Below are 21366 nucleotides of genomic sequence, written 5' to 3'. Positions count from 1 at the left end.
ACTATCACTCTCTTGCCATCCTCTTCCGCCTGTTTCCTTCAGCCGCGGAAAATGTCATGAGCCCTCTCAAACCCGGTAACACTCAAGATTCACAGATCACTTCACTGCTCGGCAATCTTGGCGAATTGATCCGTGAAGCGCGTCAGAAGGTGCTGCGAGCGGTCGATACCGTCCAGGTGCAAACCTGTTGGCAGATCGGACGGCATATTGTGGAGTTCGAGCAGGAGGGGGCTCGGCGGGCGGGATATGGGAAGCAGTTACTGGCGACGCTGGCGAAGAGTCTGACAGCAGAGTTTGGCAAAGGCTTTGACATCTCCAACCTTCGCTACATGCGCCTGTTCTATCAAGCATTCCCAATTCGTGACGCACTGCGTCACGAATTGAGCTGGACCCACTACCGCAGATTGCTACGAGTCGAGAACGATCACGCTCGCCATTGGTACATGAACGAGTCAGCGATGCAGAACTGGTCAAGTCGCGCCCTCGAGCGCCAGATCAATACCCTCTATTACGAACGCTTGATGGCAAGTCGCGACCGGCCGGCCGTCAAACAGGAAGCCGCCACCCATATCGAGCAAATGAACGCTAGCCCTCGGGATTTCATCCGCGACCCAGTGCTTCTGGAGTTTCTCGGCCTGCCCAATGCGGGCTTGATCCAGGAAAGCGAACTTGAACAAGCCTTGATCAATCAACTCCAGGGCTTCCTGCTCGAACTGGGCAAAGGCTTCGCCTTCATCGCTCGCCAGCAACGCATCAGTACCGAGAGCAAGGACTTCTACATCGATCTGGTGTTCTACAACTACCTGCTCAAGTGCTTCGTCATCTTCGACCTCAAGCGCGGCGTACTGACCCACCAGGATGTCGGCCAGATGGACATGTACGTGCGCATGTACGACGACCTCAAGCGCGGACCGGAGGATGGTCCCACCGTCGGCCTCATTCTCTGCGCGCAAAAAGATGAATCGGTGGTGCGTTATTCAGTGCTGCAAGGCAACGAACAACTGTTCGCCAGTACCTACAGACTGGTACTGCCGAGCGAGGAGGAACTTCGCACAGAACTGGATCGGGAATGGGCGGTGCTTGAGGAGCGATTACTCAAGCAGAGGCTCCGATAAGCACGGGCGGATTGTTCATACGCTGCGCGAAGACTATCGTTGGCAGCTACCCGCAAAGGTCCGACGCCGATGAATTTGCAGGACATGCCCTCACTGGCACCCACTCAAACCGAGTTGCCACCGCGCACATCTACGGCAGGCGAACCGTTCAAGGAGCTCGCCGCAGACGGCTACAGCCTCGGCGGTTTTGCCTGGAGACACCCCCGTCAGGACGCAACCCGCCCGGTCGTCATCATCAACGCCGCCACCTCCGTCCGCTGCCGCCATTACTCGCGCTTCGCCGATTACCTGTTTGCCAACGGCTTCGACGTGATCACTTACGACTACCGTGGCATCGGCGAATCGCGACCCGCCTCGCTGAAAGGGCTTCGGGCTTCATGGTCAGATTGGGGCGCGCTGGACTTTGAGGCAATGCTCAAGCGCGCTCAGCGTGAATTCCCCGGGCAACCCATCGATGTTGTCGGCCACAGCTTTGGAGGCTGTGCCGCGGGCCTGGGAGCTTCCGGCCATATGATTCGACGTCTGCTGACCGTCGGTGCGCAATTCGCTTACTGGCGCGATTACGCGCCCGCCCATCGCTGGCGGATGTTCGGCAAGTGGCATCTGGTGATGCCATTGATGACATTGCTTTGCGGCTACTTCCCCGGCAAACGTCTCGGCTGGCTAGAGGACACCCCCGCCGGCGTGGTTCGCGACTGGAGCATGCCCACCGCGCACTACGAGAAACGCCCCAGCGGTCGCGTCCTTCACGCAAAATCCGGGCGACTGCCCTTCTCATCCGTCACCGCACACACCCTGGCCATCAGCATCAGCGACGATCCTTACGGCACGATTCCAGCCATCGAACGGCTGCTGGGTTACTTCACCAACAGCACGAACGCCCACTTGCGAATCGCCCCCGAAGACATCGGCGAACAAGAAGTCGGACATTTCGCCTTTTTTCGTAGCCCATACCAAGCCACACTATGGCCCATTGCATTGTCCTGGTTGCAGACCGGCAAACTGGCCCCCGACACACCTGGGCGGCTCGTGCCACGCAACTGACTGATGCGCCCACTCAACGGAATACGGAACGACGCCCATGGCATCCGCCAACAAGCAGAACAAACGCGCCACACGCGCCAAAGCCAAGGCCAAGCAGAACCGCACCCAACGGGCTGCCGCGCCGGTCGAGCTGGACCCGAACGACGACCGCATCGACTTCGAATCGGTGGACCTGACCGACCTGTTCAAAGAAATGATCGACGCACAAAAGATCAGCCAGCAAGCCATGTGCAAGGTCTTCCTTGAACACCCGCTGCTCGCGCTGGTGCTGGAGCAGGAAGGTGAAGAAACAGCGACAGACTTTATCGTCGCCGCGCTGATCGAATACCGCCAATGGTCCACCGAAGTGGACGAAGCCGGCGCACTGGCATGGATCGAATCCCCGGCCTTCCAGGCTGACTACGTGGCGGCGTCCGACGCCATCGCGGCCCAAACACAACCGAAAGCGAACGGAATTTAATGGCCTCCCTGAACAAGCAACAGAAACGCGCCAAACGCGCCAAGATCAAAGCCAAACAAATCAATATCCACGGCAGAAAACCCGCCGCACTGGACGATGACCTGGGCGAAATCGGCGAGCCGATCCCGGAATACACCCTGGCGATGTTCAGCAAAATGCACGACGCAGAAGCCACCAGCCGCAACGACATGCTGCTGACCTTGTTGTCGAACCTCGCCGGAATCATCAGCGACCATCCAGAACTGCTGGACATGGAAAACGCCGACAACGAAGCCATGGCCGCCACTCACCTGGCCGCCGACATGCTGATCGATTACCGCATGTGGGCCGACGGCATGGACCGCGACACCGCCCAGGCCTGGCTGACGGATCCGCAGTTCATCACTGACTTCGGCACGGCGCTCGACAGCTATCGCGAGTCGCTGGATGCTCAGGAAGTAAAGGCTGAGTAAACACTCGCCTCAGAAACAAAAACGGCCGCTTGTCATCACTGACAGCGGCCGTTTTTTGTGGAAGCCACCCACCTGAACAATTGATCATTACCTCTCGTCAACAACTATGTATATCCCGTTGACATATCCCCCAGGAGATCTATTCTCTGGACTCACAAACCCCGCAAATACAGGAGGCCAAAATGGAACAGACCACCCTTTTCATGAGCAATCGAAGCCAGGCTGTCCGCCTCCCCAAAGCTGTTGCGATGCCAAGCGACGTGAAACGAGTCAACGTAGTTGCCATCGGCAGAGCTCGCATCATCACTCCCGCAGATGAAACATGGGACAGCTGGTTCGACGGGGATGGCGTGAGTGCAGATTTCATGACCGATCGTGAACAACCCGCCGATCAGGAGCGTGAGTCGTTCTGATGATCAAATACATGCTCGATACCAACATCTGCATCTTCACCATCAAGAACAAACCGCAAATCGTACGAGAAGCTTTCAACCGTCATGACGGGCAGTTATGCATCAGCGCCGTCACGCTGATGGAGTTGATCTACGGTGCGGAAAAATCAGCAACACCCGAAAAAAACCTCGCTGTGATCGAGGGTTTTGCGGCACGCCTTGAGGTCTTGCCTTTCGACAATGAAGCAGCCTCGCATACCGGAATGATTCGATCCGAGCTGGCCAAGGCTGGCACACCTATCGGACCCTACGACCAAATGATTGCCGGCCACGCACGTTCACGCGGATTCATAGTGATAACCAACAACCTACGAGAATTTGAACGGGTTCCAGGGCTACGCGTAGAAGACTGGGTTCACCCCGATTGAGCTCAGTACAACTGACAGAAACAAAAACGGCCGCTTGTCATCACTGACAGCGGCCGTTTTGCGTTATGCGGTGCGAATCAGTTCAGCACCACCGCACCCATCTTCTGCAGCTTGCGACGACGAGCCACAAACAAACCGGCAGCCACCACCAGCAAACTCAGCAGACCGGTCGCGAGGATCTCCACCCGATGCGCTTCCTGGAACAGCATGATGGTCAGGGCCGCAACGATGAAGATGATCACCGCGTAGGTCAGGGCCGGGAACAGCCACATTCTGAAGGCGATTTTTTCACCGCGAGCCATGCGCTGCTTGCGCATACGCAATTGCGAGATGGCGATCACCAGGTACACCAGCAGCGCGATAGCGCCGGAGCTGGCCAGCAGGAATTCGAACACGGCGGCTGGGGCCACGTAGTTGGCGAAAACCGCGATGAACGCAGCACCGGTGGACAACATGACGGCCCAGTACGGCGTGCCGCTCTTGTTGGTGCGCTGGGAAACGGCCGGTGCATCACCGCGCTTGCCCAGAGAGAACATCATGCGCGAGGCGGTGTACAGCGCCGAGTTCAGGCAGCTGGTCACAGCAACCAGCACCACGATGTCGACGATCAGCTTGGCATTCGGGATGCCCATGCGCTCAAGCACAGTCTGGTAGGAGCCGACGGCTGCCAGTACCGGGTCGTTCCATGGCACCAGGGCCACAACGATGAAGATCGACACGAGGTAGAACAAGCCAATCCGCCAGATCACCGAGTTGGTGGCCTTGGAAATTTGCTGGCCAGGGTTCTTCGATTCCGCGGCCGCGATGGTCACGATCTCGGTGCCCATGAAGGAAAACATGGTGGTCAGGATCGCGCCCAACACGGCGCCCATGCCGTTTGGCAGGAAGCCCTGGGTGTCAAACAGGTGCGAAACGCCGCTGACCTGGCTGGTCGGCAGGAAGCCGAAGATCGCCATAACGCCGAGGCCGATGAAACCGATGATCGCCACGACTTTGACCAGGGCGAACCAGAATTCGAATTCACCATAGTTCTTCACGCTGAACAGGTTCGTCACCGTCAGCAGCAAGGTGATGATCAAGGTGAAGGCCCAGATCGCCACATTCGGGAACCAGGCGTGCAGGATGGTCGCGGCGGCGTTGGCTTCCAGCGGAATCACCAACACCCAGAACCACCAATAGAGCCAGCCGATGGTGAAACCGGCCCAGTGACCGATCGCACGATCGGCGTACGTCGAGAAGGAGCCTGTGTCCGGCGAGGCCACGGCCATTTCGCCGAGCATGCGCATCACCAGCACCACCAGCATACCGGCGGCAGCGTAGGCCAACAGCACGGCCGGGCCTGCAGCAGCGATGGCGTGGCCGGAGCCGACGAACAGGCCGGCACCGATAACCCCGGCGATCGACAGCATGGTCACATGACGCGGTTTGAGCCCCTGTTCGAGGCCATTGGAGCTTGGGGTACTGCTCATTGAAACTACCTTTGTAAGGAAAAGCGATGACGTTCACCCGGTGTGGCGTTCCTTCTCGTAAAAAGAAACCAACGGGGCGTTCCGTATTCTGCACGCAATAATTGCGCCAAAATGTTACAGAACGCCCAAGCATGGGGCTCTCCGCCAGACCGGACATTTATCGCAAGTCATTGAGATTAATGGCAATTCGCCAGAGCGTTACCCTGCGACCCACTTTAAGAACAAAACAGCGCACCAGAAACACACCCAAAAATATAGCGACGCACAATAAAAGTGCGGTTCAGGAACGTTTGGCCGGTTAGCGCTTCCAACCCCCCGGCAAAGCTGGCAACATCGCGCCCTTTTTTGGAACAGCCCCAGCCTTTTTATCGACAGGCAGGGTTCAAACGGCTGTTCGGTTGATAGCAGCGCGACAGTCTGCTGTACCGATGCGACAACCTGCCACAGACCACCCGTTTACCGCCCGTAGCGCTGTTGGCTGCCATTCAGACGCTATGCTAGCTTGGCCGCCTCGCCAGGAAGGCCGCCAATAGCAGGAGCGAAATACTTATGAGGAACGCACATGGCTGAGGCCACGCCCGCGCTTGAAATCCGCAACTTGCACAAACGCTACGGACAGCTTGAGGTGCTCAAAGGCATCTCGCTGACCGCCCGCGACGGCGACGTGATCTCGATCCTGGGTTCTTCCGGTTCCGGCAAGTCCACCTTCCTTCGTTGCATCAACCTGTTGGAAAACCCGCATCAGGGCCAGATCCTGGTGGCTGGCGAAGAACTCAAGCTCAAAGCCGCCAAGAACGGCGAATTGGTTGCTGCCGATGGCAAGCAGATCAATCGCCTGCGCAGCGAGATCGGTTTTGTATTTCAAAACTTTAATCTCTGGCCGCACATGAGCGTGCTCGACAACATCATCGAAGCGCCGCGCCGCGTACTCGGCCAGAGCAAGGCCGAAGCCATCGAAGTCGCCGAAGCCTTGCTGGCCAAGGTCGGCATCGCTGACAAACGCCACGCCTACCCGGCGCAACTCTCCGGTGGCCAGCAACAACGCGCCGCCATTGCCCGCACGTTGGCGATGCAGCCCAAGGTGATCCTGTTCGACGAACCCACCTCCGCCCTTGACCCGGAAATGGTCCAGGAAGTACTTAATGTCATCCGCGCATTGGCCGAAGAAGGCCGCACCATGCTGCTGGTCACCCATGAAATGGGCTTCGCCCGTCAGGTTTCCAGCGAGGTGGTGTTCCTCCACCAGGGCCTGGTAGAAGAGCAAGGATCGCCACAGCAGGTGTTCGAAAACCCGCTTTCGGCGCGCTGCAAACAATTCATGTCCAGCAACCGCTAACGGAGCTACCCGCATGCAGAACTACAAAAAGATCTTCCTGGCTGCTGCCGTCACCCTGGCCTTCAGCGCCGGTGCCGCCGCCGAGACCTTGAAGATGGGCATCGAAGCGGCCTACCCACCGTTCAACAACAAAGATGCCAGTGGCAATGTCGTCGGCTTCGACAAAGAAATCGGCGACGCCCTGTGCGCCAAAATGAAAGTCGAATGTACCGTGGTTACGTCCGACTGGGACGGTATTATTCCGGCCCTGAACGCCAAGAAGTTCGACTTCCTGATTTCCTCGATGTCGATCACCGACGAGCGCAAGCAAGCGGTGGACTTCACCGACCCGTACTACTCCAACAAGCTGCAATTCATCGCGCCGAAAAACGTCGACTTCAAAACCGACAAGGATTCCCTGCAAGGCAAAGTGATCGGTGCACAACGTGCGACCCTCGCTGGCACCTGGCTGGAAGACAACATGGAAGGCGTTGAAATCAAACTCTACGACACCCAGGAAAACGCCTACCTCGACCTGACCTCCGGTCGTCTGGACGGCATCCTGGCGGACAAGTACGTCAACTACGAGTGGCTGAAAAGCGACGCCGGCCGTGCTTATGAGTTCAAAGGCGACCCGGTGGAAGAAAGCGACAAGATCGGTATCGCTGTACGTAAAGGCGATGAGATTCGTACGAAGCTGAACGCCGCACTGAAAGAAATCGTCGCTGATGGCACCTATAAAAAGATCAACGACAAGTACTTCCCGTTCAGCATCTATTGATTCTGACCTGCCGGGCCGGCGCCGTTATTTGACGGCGCCAGTCCTTGGTATTGCCTGCGTGATTTGAAAAGAAATCCATGACTATCGATCTCTACGGATTCGGCCCGGCGCTCGCCGCTGGCGCGCTGATGACTGTGAAACTGGCACTCTCGGCCTTGTGCCTGGGGCTGGTGCTCGGTCTGCTCGGTGCTTTGGCCAAGACTTCCCCGTACAAGCCGCTGCAATGGCTTGGCGAAACCTACTCGACCATCGTGCGCGGTGTCCCGGAACTGCTGTGGGTGCTGTTGATATACCTGGGCACCGTCAACATGATGAATGCACTGGGCGATCTCTTCGGGCACCCCGATTTGGCCCTGAGCCCCTTTGTCGCTGGCGTGGTTGCGCTCGGCTTGTGCTTCGGCGCCTATGCAACGGAAGTGTTTCGCGGCGCAATCCTCGCGATCCCCAAGGGCCACCGTGAAGCCGGCATGGCATTGGGCCTGTCGAAATGGCGCATCTTCACTCGGCTGATCATGCCGCAGATGTGGCGGATCGCCCTGCCAGGCTTGGGTAATTTGTTCATGATCCTGATGAAAGACACAGCCCTGGTATCAGTGATCGGCCTGGAAGAAATCATGCGTCACGCACAGAACGCCGTGACCTTCGCCAAACACCCGTTCACGTTCTTTATGGTTGCGGCCTTCATGTATCTGGGCCTGACAGTGCTCGCCATGACTGGCATGCACTATATGGAAAAACGCGCCGCCCGTGGCTTTGTGAGGACGACGTAATGGAATGGGAAGTCATCTACAAGTGGCTGCCAAAGTTTATCCAGGGTGCCACCCTGACGCTGGAACTGGTCGGTATCGCCGTCGTACTCGGCCTTCTGCTGGCCATTCCGTTGGGCATCGCGCGCTCTTCCAAGCTTTGGTATATCCGTGCGTTCCCCTACGCCTACATCTTTTTCTTTCGTGGCACACCGCTGTTGGTGCAGCTGTTCCTGGTCTATTACGGTCTGGCGCAATTCGACGCTGTGCGCGACAGCTTCATGTGGAAGTACCTGCGAGATCCGTTCTGGTGCGCCACGGCCACCATGACGTTACACACAGCCGCCTACATCGCGGAGATTTTGCGTGGCGCGATCCAGGCGATCCCGCCCGGTGAGATAGAAGCCGCACGCGCCTTGGGCATGTCCCGGACGAAGGCGTTGTTTTACATCATCCTTCCGCGAGCAGCACGGATCGGCCTCCCGGCTTACAGCAACGAAGTGATCCTGATGCTCAAGGCCAGCTCTCTGGCGAGCACCGTCACCCTGCTGGAGCTCACCGGCATGGCCCGTACAATCATTGCCCGCAACTACCTGACAGTGGATATGTTCTTCACGGCTGGCGTGTTCTATCTGGTGATGTCGTTTGTACTGGTGCAGGCGTTCCGTCAATTGGAGCGCTGGCTGCGCGTCGATGCCTGCCAAGGGCGTTGATTCCCACGTGCTGACGGGCGAGGCCCTACTCGCCCGCTTCACGGCGCTGGATGCTTTTCTGATCGAGTATCAGGCGTTATGGAAGCCTCGTCCGTTCACTCATCTGCGGCTTCCGTGGGAAGCGTCCTACCCCGAGTTGTCTGTATGGCTACGCGGCAGGTCATTGGACGATGCGGAAAATGCTCATAACCAACCCGCTCTTCTGGAGGCGCCGGAGCCATTCGCTTCACTGGCGGCGTTTTCCCTTGAGCTGAGCGCTGTAGGTGAATTGCCGCCTGATGCACTCGAAGCCGCTGGCCATCGGCTGAATGTCGATGTGCCGGGGCGCAAGTGGCAGCAGATCGAGGCGTTTGCCAGTCGACTGGAATTTTCTGAGTCGCCGAAACATTGGCTGGATTGGTGTTCAGGCAAAGGACATCTGGGGCGACGCCTGTTACAAACCGGTCAGCACCTCACTTGCCTGGAATATGACCAAGCATTGGTCATCAGTGGCCAGGCACTCAGTCAGCGTCATCATTTGCATGCCCTTCACGTCGAGCAAGACGTGCTCGCGCCGGGGGCGGCCTCTTTATTGAAGGCTGACCACACGCCAGTAGCGCTGCACGCCTGCGGTGATCTTCATGTGCGGCTAATGCAACTCGCGAGCGCCACCGGTTGCAAGCAGCTGGCCATCGCCCCCTGCTGCTACAACCGGATCAGCGTGAGCGAGTATCAGACGCTTTCCTCTGCGGGCATGCGATCCGACCTACAACTGTCGCTCGAAGATCTCTCGCTGCCGATGAACGAAACCGTCACTGCCGGCGCTCGCGTCCGACGTCAGCGTGACACCTCCATGGCCCGGCGCCTGGCCTTCGACCTGCTACAACGGCAACTGCGCGGCGTTGACGAGTACCTGCCCACCCCTTCCCTCCCCAGTGCCTGGCTGGATAAATCCTTTGCCGATTACTGCCATCATTTGGCCGCGCTCAAGGAGTTATCCACAACCGGACCGCAAGATTGGGCAGCACTCGAAGCTACCGGTTGGCAGCGACTGGCTGAAGTACGCAATCTGGAGCTAGTGCGCGGACTTTTCCGACGCCCGCTGGAGCTGTGGCTGGTACTTGATCGAGCCCTTTTCCTCTCCGAGCAAGGGTATGCGGTTTGCCTCGGCACCTTCTGCGAAAGCACGCTCACCCCGCGTAATTTCCTGATCCTCGCTGAGCGCCCTTAAAACGCCTCAACCTGTGGATAACTCTGTTGATGAAATTATCATGGATCCAATATATACGGCCGTTTCGGGCTAGAAACACAACTGTTCAATTTTCGTACACCTATAAAAAAAGCGGCAAAACAGGTATTTGCGAGCAAATGAGAACGGGTCCACAAATTTGCCTCTAAGTAGGTGCGGTACAGATCCCGTTGTGCATAAGCATTAAGGCAAAACAGCATAACGACCGGCGAAACCTCAACTATCTTTGCCAAACGCCAGATTTTCCTGGCGTTCAAACAGCAAGGAGCTGGGAAAATCATGAGCACATTGAACAGTGCGCAGGAAGCCGTCGATACCGTCGCCAACCAAGCCATTGATGCTGCGCTGCAGCAAACCTTCGCGGTGGGCGGCGCCATCATCAACAACGCAACAGGCGAGGTCATCGCCGCGCTGCACAACAACGTGTTGATGCCTTTCCCCGGCGGTGGCACCACGTACTTTCTACCTCATGACCCGACCGCCCACGGCGAGCGGCAATTGGTGGACTGGTACTACGAAAACGTCGCGCCATTGAACCTGCCACCGCCCAATCAGTTGACCGTCGTCACCACGCTAGACCCGTGTGCCATGTGCGCCGGTTCGCTGCTGACTGCAGGATTTAACGTCGCCGTCAGTGCGATCGATGACTACGCAGGCATCAACTACAACAGCCAGTTCACCTTTCCGTCGCTGCCGCCGCAGATCCGCCAACAGGCACAGGCCACCTGGGGTTATTACGCGATTGCGGCGCCGGTCAGCCGGCCCTATCAGGGCTCGACCAGTCCGGTGTTTGGTGGTGAGACCATCGACTCGGCGGCTTACTTCCTCACCAGCTCGATTTTCTCCGCCAGCGTCAACACCGTGCGCGAGGCCAGCAACAACAGCGGTTTGCCACCGGATCAACTGCAAAACCCGGCAAACCTCCCGGCCAACAGCAAAGTCCGCCAGGCACTGACCGCGCTCAGCCCGTTTGCGCTGACCGTGCAATCGACGAACCCGCGTGACCCCGGCGCAGAACTCGCACCACCACTGTTACAAACCGCGCAGCACAGCCCGGTGTTCAACTCAGTGGCACTCATCGACCCGTTCGGCAACCTGCTGGTGTGCCTGGGAGGCGTCGAGAACCAGTCGCCGATTCGTACAGCGTTCATGGAAACCACCCGCAACTACGCGGTCATGCGCTGGACCCTGATGAACGACCCCGACCCCGTCGTGCGCGCCGAGGCCGGCCAATACCTGACCCATCCGAAGTACGGCACCTTCGTCTTCCTCTACGCCCCCGACCCCACCACCCCGCAGGCCGTGATGACCTTCGGCGCGTACGGTTCGACCATGGAAGGCCCCGTGCCGCAAAGCTATCCGTCCAACCTGCAATACGTGTTGCTGCCGGGTAATACCACCCCGCAAGCCTTGTCGACACTGGCCCAGAACCTGCCGCCGTTCTACACCCAAAGCGTGCAAGTGGCGCCCGCGCAGGTGCTGAGTCAGGACCTGATCAACGCGGTTAAAAACGGCGTGTAACGCTTTAAAGCAATCGCATTGGCCGGCCCCGCAGAAGCGTCCGCGGGGCGGGCCTGACGCCTACGCAAAAATAGTCTGAATTCAGGGGTTTACAGAACCAACCCAATCGCTATAATCGTCGCCCAACACGCCGGTATAGCTCAGTTGGTAGAGCAACTGACTTGTAATCAGTAGGTCCCGGGTTCGACTCCTGGTGCCGGCACCATACAAAACGAAGCCCTCGTAGAAATACGAGGGCTTTGTTGTTTCTGGTACTTCCACTTTTTGTCCACACACTGGAATCTGTGGGAGCGAGCCTGCTCGCGATGAGTCCGTCAAAACCAACGACGATCTACTGACCAAGACAAAGGGCTGCCTTTCCAAGGCACCAAAAACGAAGCAACCTCAACCAAACAGCATCCTTTGCCAATGATCCTCACCCACAATGGCAATCGAAGCTCCTGCCTCCCGCAACTCCACTGCCTTCATGATCTTCGTTCCATAAGTACTGTGGCGCCACTGCTCATTACCCACGCTACCGACCACCAGGTAATGCACCTTTTTACTCACACCGCCCCCAATCAAACCACCTCGTTCTTCGACCAGAGCCTGACAATCCTTACGCGGCCCAAAGGCCATGACACCCGTAAATACGAACATCCGGCCATCCCACACCAAATCAGGGGCCGGTAAATTGAAGGGAAGGTCCGTAGGAGCAACGGCAACAGCACCGTCGACCTTCGCTCCCTCAATACCCACTCCAGAAAAACCACGCAGGATGTTAAGCAGCTCCAGGGACTCATCCTTGTCTAGAGCATCGTCCTGAAGCATGCACGCCAAACGCGAATACAGCAGATTGATCACCGGATCATTCAGATGCGCGAGATTGTTTTCCAACCATTGCTTTAGAAAAACCGCTTCCGTGATGTTCACAACACCGTCAGCCGTAATCCCAGCGGCCAACCCGACCAAGGCATCGGCGGCGCGTCGATCGATTCGGGCGCGGTTGAAGAATTTGCTGTTCTCGAACTCGTGATGTAGATCCATTACGGGTTTTCCTTGAGGTGGGTACTGGTTTGATACCGAGGCATTAGCAAGTAGATGTTGTGTTCAACGCTAGCACCACTGCGCGCAGACACCCCATTTTTATACGTGCCGGCACCCTACAAAACAAAGCCCTCGTAGAAATACGAGGGCTTTGTTGTTCCCGGGGTTTGAGTTTCTATACCCCGAGGGTTTCGATCAGTCGAACTCCGTCGATTCCGAAAGGTGCTCCCAAGCGTCAATCTCCGCCTGAAGATACGCAATCTTTTCGCGCACCAGCCTCACAGCATCCTTCCCCAGTAACAGATGAACCGGCGGCTTTTGCGCAGCCACCAGGGTCAACAATGCCTGCGCCGCTTTGTGCGGATCGCCGGCCTGCTTGCCACTTTTTTCTTCACGCGCCTTGCGGACCGGATCGAACACCGCATCGTACTCACTCAATGTGCGACTCGAACGGATCATCGAACGCCCCGCCCATTCGGTCCGAAACGAGCCCGGCGCCAGGGCGGTCACGTGGATGCCCAGACTTTCCACTTCTTTGGCCAGCGCTTCACTGACGCCTTCGAGGGCGAATTTGCTGCCGCTGTAGTAGGCGATGCCCGGCAACGTGATGAAGCCGGCCATGGAGGTGATGTTGACGATATGCCCGCTGCGCCGCTCACGCATACCGGGCAGAACTGCCTTGATCATTGCCACCGCGCCAAACACATTAACGTCGAACTGGCGCTGCATCTCGGTCAGAGGTGACTCTTCGAGGATGCCCTCATGACCATAACCGGCGTTGTTCACCAACACATCGATCTGGCCCACCTCGCGCAGAATATCGGCCACCAGCGGCTCAATCGCCGGGAAATCGGTGACGTCGAGCACAAACGCTTTGGCGCGACGAGCATCCAGCGCTTCGAACGCAGCCCGCTCGGACTCGCGCCGCACCGTCCCCACCACCGTGTGTCCCGCCCCCAGCGCTGCTTGTGAAAAAGCCAGGCCGAAGCCTGAACTGACCCCGGTGATCAGGAAAACCTTGTGAACGTGGGCATTCATGGTGTGCTCTCCAATGAAAACGCCGTCGACATTGATCGACGGCGCTGGGGACAGATCAGGTCTTAGTGACCCGCGCTCTGCCCACCATCCACATGCAGGATCTCGCCAGTGACAAAGTTGGCGCTGTCCAGATACACAACAGCCTGCGCAATATCACTGATCTCGCCCATATGCCCAACCGGGTGCAGATTCCCCAGCGCTTCATGGGTTTCCTCGCCATGCATTGGCGTCTTGATGATGCCGGGGCTGACCGCATTCACCCGAATCCCGCGCTTGGCGTATTCAATGGCCAAGGATTTGGTTGCCGCGTTCAAACCACCTTTGGTCAGCGAAGCCAGTACCGACGGCACACCGTCAATCGCGTGGTCTGTCAGGCTGGTAGTGATGTTGACGACGTGGCCTTTGCCTTGTTTTTCCATCTCGTTGATCGCGAGTTGGGTAATGTAAAAGAAGCCGTTCAGGTTCACCGACAGCACCGCGGCGTAGTCTTCTTGGGTATAAGCGGTGAACGGCTTGGCAACAAAGATCCCGGCGTTGTTGACCAGGGTGTCGATGCGGCCAAAACGGGCGATGGCTTCACGGATGACTTGCTGGGCGACTTCCGGGTTGCCGATGTCGCCGGCCACGGTGAGGATGTCCGGGTCGGTGGACGGTTTGATCGAACGCGAAGTGGCGACAACCTTGTAATCCAGATCACGGAACGCCTTGACCATGCCTGCGCCGAGACCTTGGGAGGCGCCAGTAATTACGATGACTTTTTTCGAATTGCTCATGATGAACCTCAACTAATAAATGATGGTTTGAAAACGTAAGTAATCAGGCTTCGGCGGGGGCCTTCGCCATTTGTCTCAACATTTGTTCGTAGTACTCGACCGACTGCGAACCGGACACCAAGTGACGGCCGTTCAACACCATGGCCGGAACCGAATTGATGCCGCGCTGGCGGTAAAACCCTTCAAGCTCACGCACTTCTTTGGCGAACGCGCCGGACGCCAACACCTCTTGAGCAGCCGCCGCATCCAGTCCCGCTTCAGCAGCCAGACCCACCAGCGTCTCGCGATCGCTCGGGTTCCGGCCGTCGGAGAAGTAAGCGCGCAGCAGGATTTTCTTCAGTGCGACCTGCCGCCCTTCCTGCAACGCCCACATCAATAACCGGTGAGCATCGAACGTGTTGTAGAAGTGCGTGCGCTTCTCCAGATCGAACTTGAAGCCAATGGCCGCGCCGCGTTCGATCTGCATCGCTTTGCCGGCGGCGACGTCTTCGGCGGTTCGTCCATATTTGCGCATCAAATGCTCAACCGCTTTTTCGCCGACTGCCGGCATGTCCGGGTTCAACTCGAAGGGCTTGTAGGTCAGCTCCACCGCGACTTCACCAGCAACGTTCTCGATCGCCTGCTCCAGCGCCGTTGCGCCCAAGGCGCACCACGGGCACACCACGTCGGAGATGAAATCGATGGAGACAGTCGCGGTCATGACTTCCCCTCCGCCTCAGCCAGCTGCTTGCGGTACTGGGTGGTGGTGATGCCGGCATAGCCCCAGTTATCGGTGTCGACTTCTTCGATCACGATGTGGGTCAGGTGCGGATCCTTGTTGAGGACGCGTTGCAGGGTTTCAGTGATTTCGGCGATCACCTGAGCTTTCTGCTCAGAGGTAACGCCATCGCGGGTGATGCGTACGCTTACGAAAGGCATGAGGAATCTCCAAGTGACCTTCCCTTCGGAATGAATGGGTAGGCGTTGGAGCTCAATGTATGAGGTTGGTTGGAGGGGATAAAGGTGGGGGCGGGAACATCATTAGTTACGTGGTGTAATGACTAAAGCGCAATTTCGCTAGAAAACATGGAATAGTAATCTTTCCACACATCCACATTCGACTTCTAGAATTCACTCTTATCTCCGAGCTTAGATTTATGTATTAAAAACACCTAAGTGCATTACAAAATGTTTGGGGAGACACAAAACACAATGGCCGGCCCGAGTATAGCCAATTGCTAGCATTCCTAATTTCGCAGATGTATGATGTGGTCGATTTATTTTGAAAATCGCTAAAATTTACACCCCGCAAATCTCTGAATAATAGCGTAGAAAGGAGTATCTATGGCAGAAGTTAACAAAAACATGATATCTAACTTATTCATGGAGCGGAGTAAATTTGTAGTTATCGGTCTAACAGGAAGAACAGGTTCTGGCTGTACTACTGCCGCCAATATATTAGAAGCATTAAAACCTCAGTTCCCGCGACTTGACTCTATAAACTACAAAGGAAAACCTTTTTACGACAGGCTGAACGGTAAAAGATACGAGATCGTAAGAAAATTTTCTGAACAGCACATGACTGCTTTTTACTCTATAAAAGTTAGCGATTTAATTTCAGCATATCTTTTATCTCTTCCGAGTGAAGACGTATTCAAATTCATCGTTAAATCGGCAGGCGACCAAGCTAATACAAATTCAATATTGGAAATGCTTGAAACTGGTTCATTTAGCAAAAACAAGATCACTTCTCGTTTTTCCACCGTAATAAATAAACTGCTAGACCACGAAACAAAATTCTTTCTAACAGAAAAAGAAAAAGAAAAATTCATTTCTTTCTTGAAGCTCATCAGGAAATTTACGAACGACTTCAAAGATGAGATGAAAAAGATTGATAGCACTCTTTACGTTTCAACCTATCAAGCAGCAGGCAATTCAATTCGAAAAATTGGATGTATAGATCAAGACTATAATGAAGTCAGCTTTATTCCTTCCAGCGTGTTCCATTTACCTGAAACTATAAATCGCGTAATTAAAGCAATAAGAGGACTAAAAGACAGAGCACTAATTGTTCTTGATGCTATAAGAAACCCTTATGAGGCGCGATTTTTCAAGGACAGGTATTCTGCTTTCTACCTAGTATCTATAAATGCTCCAGATGAGGATAGAAACGCCTACCTCCAAAATGTCCATAAATTCACTGCAGACAAATTATCTGAAATTGAAAAAAATGAATCAGGAAAAACCAACATAAGCCACGCTGACTTTATTAGTCAAAATGTGAAGCAATGCATTGAAATATCGGACATTCATATATTCAACCCAAGAAACGAACTTGACAACAATAACATATTGAAAGCACAGCTCGCTTGGTATGTAGCATTGATGCTACATCCTGGCTTGATATCACCCACTTCGATGGAGAGGGTGATGCAAATTGCATATACAGCAAAAAGTAATTCCGGTTGTATATCTAGACAGGTCGGGGCAGTTGTTACTGACGAAGATTACTCAGTCAAATCTGTAGGTTGGAATGATGTTGCTAAAGGACAGGTTCCCTGCGCATTGCGCTCACTTGACGGCCTAATTCAAGATTTTGACAATGTTGCTTACAGCAAGTACGAACGACAGAATTCCGAATTTAGATTCAGCGCAAATAAAAAGCTAATTAAGTTGAGCAATATTAGCGAACTAAATGGAAAAAATCTATCTTACTGCTTCAAAGATATTAAAAATAATTTGGAGAGCAGCGACAAGTCACGTGGAAATCAGGTACACACTCGGTCGCTTCACGCAGAGGAAAATGCATTTTTACAACTAGCAAAATATGGCGGGCCTGGAATCTCTGGTGGAAAACTATACACAACTGCTAGTCCTTGCGAGTTATGTGCAAAAAAAGCGTATCAGTTGGGCATTAAGGAAATTGTATTTATAGATCCATACCCTGGAATTGCAAAAGATCATATTTTAGAAATCGGTGAAAACCCACCAACACTTTTGCAGTTTTTTGGAGCTGTCGGAAAAGGCTATCACCAGCTATACGAACCCGTCCTTCCTTACAAAGATGAACTCGAATACATGATCACTTAAGAGCTACGAAACATAAGCAGCTTTAAAAGACCATGCTCCTTTAAAACAGATCACTATTTATTCAGGAGCATTGTTTTACTTAAAATCAAACCAGCATTTTTTATGAAAATAAAGGCCGGATTAGTTGCATACAACAAATCTGGCTTCCACTAATCCTAAACTGCTTGCAGGTCCCGCAATGCCTCAGGGTGCTGACTCGCAACACGCAACAACGTTTGCGCCGCTCCCGTCGGTTGCCGACGCCCTTGTTCCCAATCCTGCAACGTCCGCAAACTGACCCCAATCAGCTTTGCAAACGCACTTTGAGAAACACCCACTTTGGCGCGTGCTTCAGCAGCCGCCGACAGCGGCACCTCTGTCACGCGAGCCGCTTTGCCGGCTTTCATTTGCCGCACAGAATCCAGCAAGTCCTGCTGGAATTGCTCCAGTTCATTGACCATCGCTGATTTCCTCCTTCAGTTGCTTGAGAAAGGCTGTGGGTAAATTGTCGAATTTCGCCTTGGTGTAGGCGATCAATAACCAGATAGAGCCTTCTGAAAGCGTGTTGTAGTAAATGACACGTGTACCACCTCGTTTACCCATCCCGCTACGGGACCAACGAACCTTGCGCAGACCGCCGCTACCAGGAACAACATCGCCGGCCAACGGGTTAGCCGCCAGCCAGGTGATGAACTCATGACGTTCGCCATCGTCCCAGATGGATTCAGCATAACGCTTGAAAATTTCGGTTTCGATAATCGTGAACATGGGCCCGACTATACGGCTTTGCCGTATAGATGGGCAATGCACGTTTGTCTGGCCGAGGCCGATGATTGGGTACTCCGCGCAACCACCTCATCATCGAATGACCCTTAATTCGGCCGCAGAGCCCATTCCAGAGTCTTCAGCACTCGATCATCGGAATTATTGAAAATTATGGCTGGGCAATAATTATTGCCCAGCCATAATTTTCAATAAAACGTTCCCCCACGCCACCACCTAGCCACGATTGCGCATCCTCCTCCCTCAAGCTACCTTCAACCCGTCGCTGCCAATTCAGCGACCGGGCCTGAGAACCCAAGTAAGATACAGGCGCACAAGCGCCCCAAATCACGATTGCTGGCGTTTTTTTTTGCCAACATTTCCGTGTAATGGCGGCTGTGCGTGGGAGACCTTCGGGTCTGCCGGGTTCCTGTATCTCCGGTTTCTCAGCCCGCGCATAGCTGCCACCCATTCGCCTGAGAACGAACGTGGTAGCTCTAACTTTGATTCAGGAGTTTTTGCTAATGCCCACTATCGATCCGTCCAAAATTTGTGTTCCCGTTTCACTGGTTGTCGCCCACCACCGCCCAAAAACCGGAGGCGCCCAATGACCACCCCCCAAGACCTGAAAACCATCGGCCTCACCCCTTTCTCCTTCCACGGCAACCAACCGCTGTTCCGCATCAACGCCGGTGTCCCGATCATCCAAGCCCTCTCCCACGCCTCCGATCTGCTCCACATCGCCAAACTTCTCGCATCTGACGCCGCCATGGTTCGTGACACCGACCGGCATGCCTGGGCGTCGCATTTTTTGCAGGATATGAGTAAGGCGATCATCGATGACGTAGCGAAGGTGCTCGATGCACCGGGTAACAACCGAGCCAGTAACGTCGCGCCATAAACAAATCGCAAACAAGAAAAGCCCGAATCAATCGGAATGCTGTTCACTTAGGCGCGGCGTCCACATTTGTGGCGAGGGGATTTATCGGAATGCCGCACCACCCCGTTGGGCTGCGAAGCGGCCCCAGCGTCTTTTCAGACAGACTAAGTTGTCTGGATTACGACTGCTTCGCAGCCGAACGGGGATAAATCCCCTCGCCACAGGTTCTAGCTCGACTGAAGAATGTCTTAAGTGAACAGCATTACGAATCAATCGGGGCTTTTTGCGTAAGTCGGTCATCGACCCACTGGCTGATTCGGGTGATATCGATCACTCACGCTACTGTCTATCGGCTCCTCCCCCCGAACCGACTGAGCCACAGCTTCGATAATGGCGGCCCAAATATCCGGCCTTGCCAGCACAGGCATTTCCTTTGCCAATACGTTGCTCAGCTTCCCTTCGTTCTGCTCTATGGATCGCAAGAGCCGATCAGCCTGTTGATCAGGCATCTCAACGACCTCCTTGATTGCCTGCCTGGCCCTTATGTGACTGCGCAAATACCGCGACTCTTCACGCATCTGTTCGGTGATGGTGCGGCGAATGACGTTAGACATGAAAACAACGTGTGGCCCCAGATTCGGATAGCGCCACACCGGGCGGGCCTGATCCTGGCCTGTGAATTCAATATTCGAGACCACGCCGTCAGGATATTGCGTACGAGTGTTGGCGAATGCTACCTGGTCTCGTACGCCTTGCATGAGCGGTTTTGAAACCTGATCCAGCACGCTGTCGTAAAGACGCCGCTCAGCAGAGTCGTCGGTGATAACAGCTGAAATCGGAAGAATCACCGGGTCTGGAATGGCCCCATCACGCCGCAGAATGTCATTGATCAAGAAGCGATGGACCCGGCCGTTGCCGTCGGCCAGCGGATGGATATACACGAAAGCGAACGCTGCTACAGCACTGCGCATGACTGGGGATTGCCCTTGAGTACGATTCAGAAAGATGCGAATGCCTTCCAGCATCCGCTCCAGATCGCTTTCCGGGGGAGCGACATAATGGACAATCTCCTGATAGCGGATAGTTTCGCCAACAAACACCGGAGATTGCCGAATCCCCAGGCGTGTCAGTGTGGTCACTGCTCCGAGGATTTCTTCTTGCATCTCAGCTAGTGCGGCATCGGTGAGCGGCAGTTCGCCCTGACCTGTTCGTCGCGCCAACACATCTGCGAAACGCTGGATACGTGTTGAACGATCTGCCTCCCCTTCAATGGCGAAGCTGGCTTTACTTTCTCTGAGCGTCATCCATGCGGCGGCGCGCAGCAGAAGCGCTTCGCCAAACTCTGCGGTCAGTTGGCCAAAGAGGTGAGGCACATCAAGGTCCGCTGCTGACTTGACTGCTGCAGTCTTGACGACAATTGGGCAGAAGTAGTTCGAGCCCGGCAGGTTGTCATTCACTCGCCAACGCGGCACTTTCACCGCCTCTTCGGGTGAAGCCGCCACCATCAGATCGGCGTTGATGGCGTCGACATACTTACCGCCTATAGGTTCTGGCGCCTGCAACCGCTCGCCAGTGAGCCACTCAAACAAGAACGCCGACCTGCGGGCATATTGGCCGGTGGGCTCGTCATTCAACCAGCCTTGTACCGGTGCAGGACCCACCTTGGTAAACAGTCTGGTCAAGAACTCAAGGTTCGGGACTTCATGCCGCAGGTGAAATTGCAGATGGGATGAAAAGTCCGGATCGGGGCGCATGTTTTCCGTATAGGTCTCAAGACGAAACCCGTCTTCGACCCGAGTTGACCGTCGACTACCGACCTGACTTAACACGGATAGCCGTGCCATCGGCCGCACGTCAAATGTCGTTGACAGCCAGGCAGCACCGATGGGGTCTACGGGAAACTCGCTCACGTCACACTCCTTTTAAACCTTGGCCAAATCAAACCACTACAAATGGAGAGTAACGATCAAAATCAGATCCCGCTGCATAAAAATGATTATTTTTAGGTGCTAATGCATAAAAACGAACATTCAGAGCACATAAAATTGAGCTCCGCTATTGAATTGGGCACCGTCGAACTGACCCCAAACGCATAAAAACGATTTTACTTGCTCAAAAACGATCATAAATCTGGTTTTTTGCACAAAACCGTTTCGAACCCGGACTTTCCCACTG

23 protein-coding genes and 1 tRNA gene are annotated in these 21366 nt (G+C 55.0%); 15 read left to right on the top strand and 9 right to left on the bottom strand.

The window, feature by feature from the left end; translation table 11 throughout:
* Positions 1–56: 56 nt before the first annotated feature.
* From KW848_RS11150 to vapC, 6 genes are all read left to right on the top strand, one after another.
* The gene (locus tag KW848_RS11150) at positions 57–1115 is read left to right on the top strand and encodes a YhcG family protein (RefSeq protein WP_218536845.1); all 1059 of its coding nucleotides are present in this window, start codon (positions 57–59) and stop codon (positions 1113–1115) included.
* A 69-nt stretch (positions 1116–1184) separates the two neighbouring features.
* A complete protein-coding gene (locus tag KW848_RS11145; RefSeq protein ID WP_218536844.1) occupies positions 1185–2159 on the top strand; it encodes an alpha/beta fold hydrolase in 975 nt (324 codons plus the stop codon).
* A gap of 37 nt (positions 2160–2196) precedes the next feature.
* A complete protein-coding gene (locus tag KW848_RS11140; RefSeq protein WP_192409855.1) occupies positions 2197–2619 on the top strand; it encodes a hypothetical protein in 423 nt (140 codons plus the stop codon).
* Positions 2619–3071, top strand: coding sequence for a hypothetical protein (locus KW848_RS11135; RefSeq protein WP_218536843.1), 453 nt, complete (start codon positions 2619–2621; stop codon positions 3069–3071). The genes KW848_RS11140 and KW848_RS11135 overlap by 1 nt, the downstream gene beginning before the upstream one ends.
* A gap of 182 nt (positions 3072–3253) precedes the next feature.
* Positions 3254–3484 (top strand): type II toxin-antitoxin system VapB family antitoxin, encoded by a 231-nt coding sequence (gene vapB / locus KW848_RS11130; protein WP_033058311.1) that lies wholly within the window; start codon positions 3254–3256, stop codon positions 3482–3484.
* Entirely contained in the window at positions 3484–3891 is a 408-nt protein-coding gene (vapC, locus tag KW848_RS11125) for a tRNA(fMet)-specific endonuclease VapC (RefSeq protein ID WP_218536842.1), read from the top strand. The genes vapB and vapC overlap by 1 nt, the downstream gene beginning before the upstream one ends.
* A gap of 77 nt (positions 3892–3968) precedes the next feature.
* On the opposite strand, the gene gabP is transcribed toward vapC, so the two are convergent.
* On the bottom strand, positions 3969–5360 hold the full coding sequence (gene gabP / locus KW848_RS11120; RefSeq protein ID WP_218536841.1) for a GABA permease: 1392 nt from the start codon (positions 5358–5360) through the stop codon (positions 3969–3971).
* Between the two features lie 562 nt (positions 5361–5922).
* Between gabP and KW848_RS11115 the strand changes: the two genes are divergently transcribed.
* From KW848_RS11115 to KW848_RS11085, 7 genes are all read left to right on the top strand, one after another.
* Positions 5923–6696 carry an ABC transporter ATP-binding protein gene (locus KW848_RS11115; RefSeq protein ID WP_007897462.1) on the top strand — a complete coding sequence of 258 codons (774 nt, stop codon included), beginning with the start codon at positions 5923–5925 and terminating at the stop codon, positions 6694–6696.
* A gap of 13 nt (positions 6697–6709) precedes the next feature.
* On the top strand, positions 6710–7456 hold the full coding sequence (locus tag KW848_RS11110) for an ABC transporter substrate-binding protein (protein WP_111449438.1): 747 nt from the start codon (positions 6710–6712) through the stop codon (positions 7454–7456).
* Between the two features lie 77 nt (positions 7457–7533).
* Positions 7534–8226 carry an ABC transporter permease gene (locus tag KW848_RS11105; protein ID WP_218536840.1) on the top strand — a complete coding sequence of 231 codons (693 nt, stop codon included), beginning with the start codon at positions 7534–7536 and terminating at the stop codon, positions 8224–8226.
* Positions 8226–8915, top strand: a complete 690-nt coding sequence (locus KW848_RS11100; protein ID WP_218536839.1) for an ABC transporter permease — start codon at positions 8226–8228, stop codon at positions 8913–8915. Before KW848_RS11105 ends, KW848_RS11100 begins: the two co-directional genes overlap by 1 nt.
* Positions 8896–10125: a methyltransferase gene (locus tag KW848_RS11095; RefSeq protein ID WP_218536838.1), complete on the top strand. Its 1230-nt coding sequence runs from the start codon at positions 8896–8898 to the stop codon at positions 10123–10125. Before KW848_RS11100 ends, KW848_RS11095 begins: the two co-directional genes overlap by 20 nt.
* Positions 10126–10422: 297 nt before the next feature.
* Positions 10423–11664 (top strand): nucleoside deaminase, encoded by a 1242-nt coding sequence (locus tag KW848_RS11090; protein WP_218536837.1) that lies wholly within the window; start codon positions 10423–10425, stop codon positions 11662–11664.
* Between the two features lie 129 nt (positions 11665–11793).
* Positions 11794–11869 (top strand) — tRNA-Thr (locus tag KW848_RS11085).
* A 179-nt stretch (positions 11870–12048) separates the two neighbouring features.
* Here the strand turns inward: KW848_RS11085 and KW848_RS11080 are convergent.
* The 5 genes from KW848_RS11080 to KW848_RS11060 form a co-directional block, all read right to left on the bottom strand.
* Positions 12049–12690 (bottom strand): BRCT domain-containing protein, encoded by a 642-nt coding sequence (locus KW848_RS11080; RefSeq protein ID WP_218536836.1) that lies wholly within the window; start codon positions 12688–12690, stop codon positions 12049–12051.
* Between the two features lie 195 nt (positions 12691–12885).
* Positions 12886–13728: an oxidoreductase gene (locus KW848_RS11075; RefSeq protein ID WP_218536835.1), complete on the bottom strand. Its 843-nt coding sequence runs from the start codon at positions 13726–13728 to the stop codon at positions 12886–12888.
* 62 nt (positions 13729–13790) lie between these two features.
* Positions 13791–14501 (bottom strand): SDR family NAD(P)-dependent oxidoreductase, encoded by a 711-nt coding sequence (locus tag KW848_RS11070; RefSeq protein WP_218536834.1) that lies wholly within the window; start codon positions 14499–14501, stop codon positions 13791–13793.
* 43 nt (positions 14502–14544) lie between these two features.
* The gene (locus KW848_RS11065) at positions 14545–15201 is read right to left on the bottom strand and encodes a DsbA family oxidoreductase (protein ID WP_218536833.1); all 657 of its coding nucleotides are present in this window, start codon (positions 15199–15201) and stop codon (positions 14545–14547) included.
* Positions 15198–15419 (bottom strand): 4-oxalocrotonate tautomerase family protein, encoded by a 222-nt coding sequence (locus KW848_RS11060; protein WP_008149366.1) that lies wholly within the window; start codon positions 15417–15419, stop codon positions 15198–15200. Before KW848_RS11060 ends, KW848_RS11065 begins: the two co-directional genes overlap by 4 nt.
* A gap of 405 nt (positions 15420–15824) precedes the next feature.
* On the opposite strand from KW848_RS11060, the gene KW848_RS11055 reads away from it, so the two are divergent.
* Positions 15825–17570: an anti-phage dCTP deaminase gene (locus KW848_RS11055; RefSeq protein ID WP_134101193.1), complete on the top strand. Its 1746-nt coding sequence runs from the start codon at positions 15825–15827 to the stop codon at positions 17568–17570.
* A 155-nt stretch (positions 17571–17725) separates the two neighbouring features.
* On the opposite strand, the gene KW848_RS11050 is transcribed toward KW848_RS11055, so the two are convergent.
* Positions 17726–18010 (bottom strand): DNA-binding transcriptional regulator, encoded by a 285-nt coding sequence (locus KW848_RS11050; RefSeq protein WP_218536832.1) that lies wholly within the window; start codon positions 18008–18010, stop codon positions 17726–17728.
* The gene (locus tag KW848_RS11045) at positions 18000–18317 is read right to left on the bottom strand and encodes a transcriptional regulator (protein WP_111449448.1); all 318 of its coding nucleotides are present in this window, start codon (positions 18315–18317) and stop codon (positions 18000–18002) included. The genes KW848_RS11050 and KW848_RS11045 overlap by 11 nt, the downstream gene beginning before the upstream one ends.
* 601 nt (positions 18318–18918) lie before the next feature.
* Here KW848_RS11045 and KW848_RS11040 point away from each other — a divergent pair.
* Positions 18919–19212 carry a DUF3077 domain-containing protein gene (locus tag KW848_RS11040; protein ID WP_218536831.1) on the top strand — a complete coding sequence of 98 codons (294 nt, stop codon included), beginning with the start codon at positions 18919–18921 and terminating at the stop codon, positions 19210–19212.
* A gap of 275 nt (positions 19213–19487) precedes the next feature.
* On the opposite strand, the gene KW848_RS11035 is transcribed toward KW848_RS11040, so the two are convergent.
* Positions 19488–21101, bottom strand: coding sequence for a Fic family protein (locus tag KW848_RS11035; protein WP_218536830.1), 1614 nt, complete (start codon positions 21099–21101; stop codon positions 19488–19490).
* Between the last annotated feature and the right edge of the window lie 265 nt (positions 21102–21366).

Origin of the sequence: Pseudomonas sp. PDM25, from assembly GCF_019219045.1 — a bacterium.
GTDB lineage: Bacteria > Pseudomonadota > Gammaproteobacteria > Pseudomonadales > Pseudomonadaceae > Aquipseudomonas.
The sequence above is the reverse complement of the archived record's forward strand: the minus strand, read 5'-3'. Positions and strand labels throughout refer to the sequence as shown.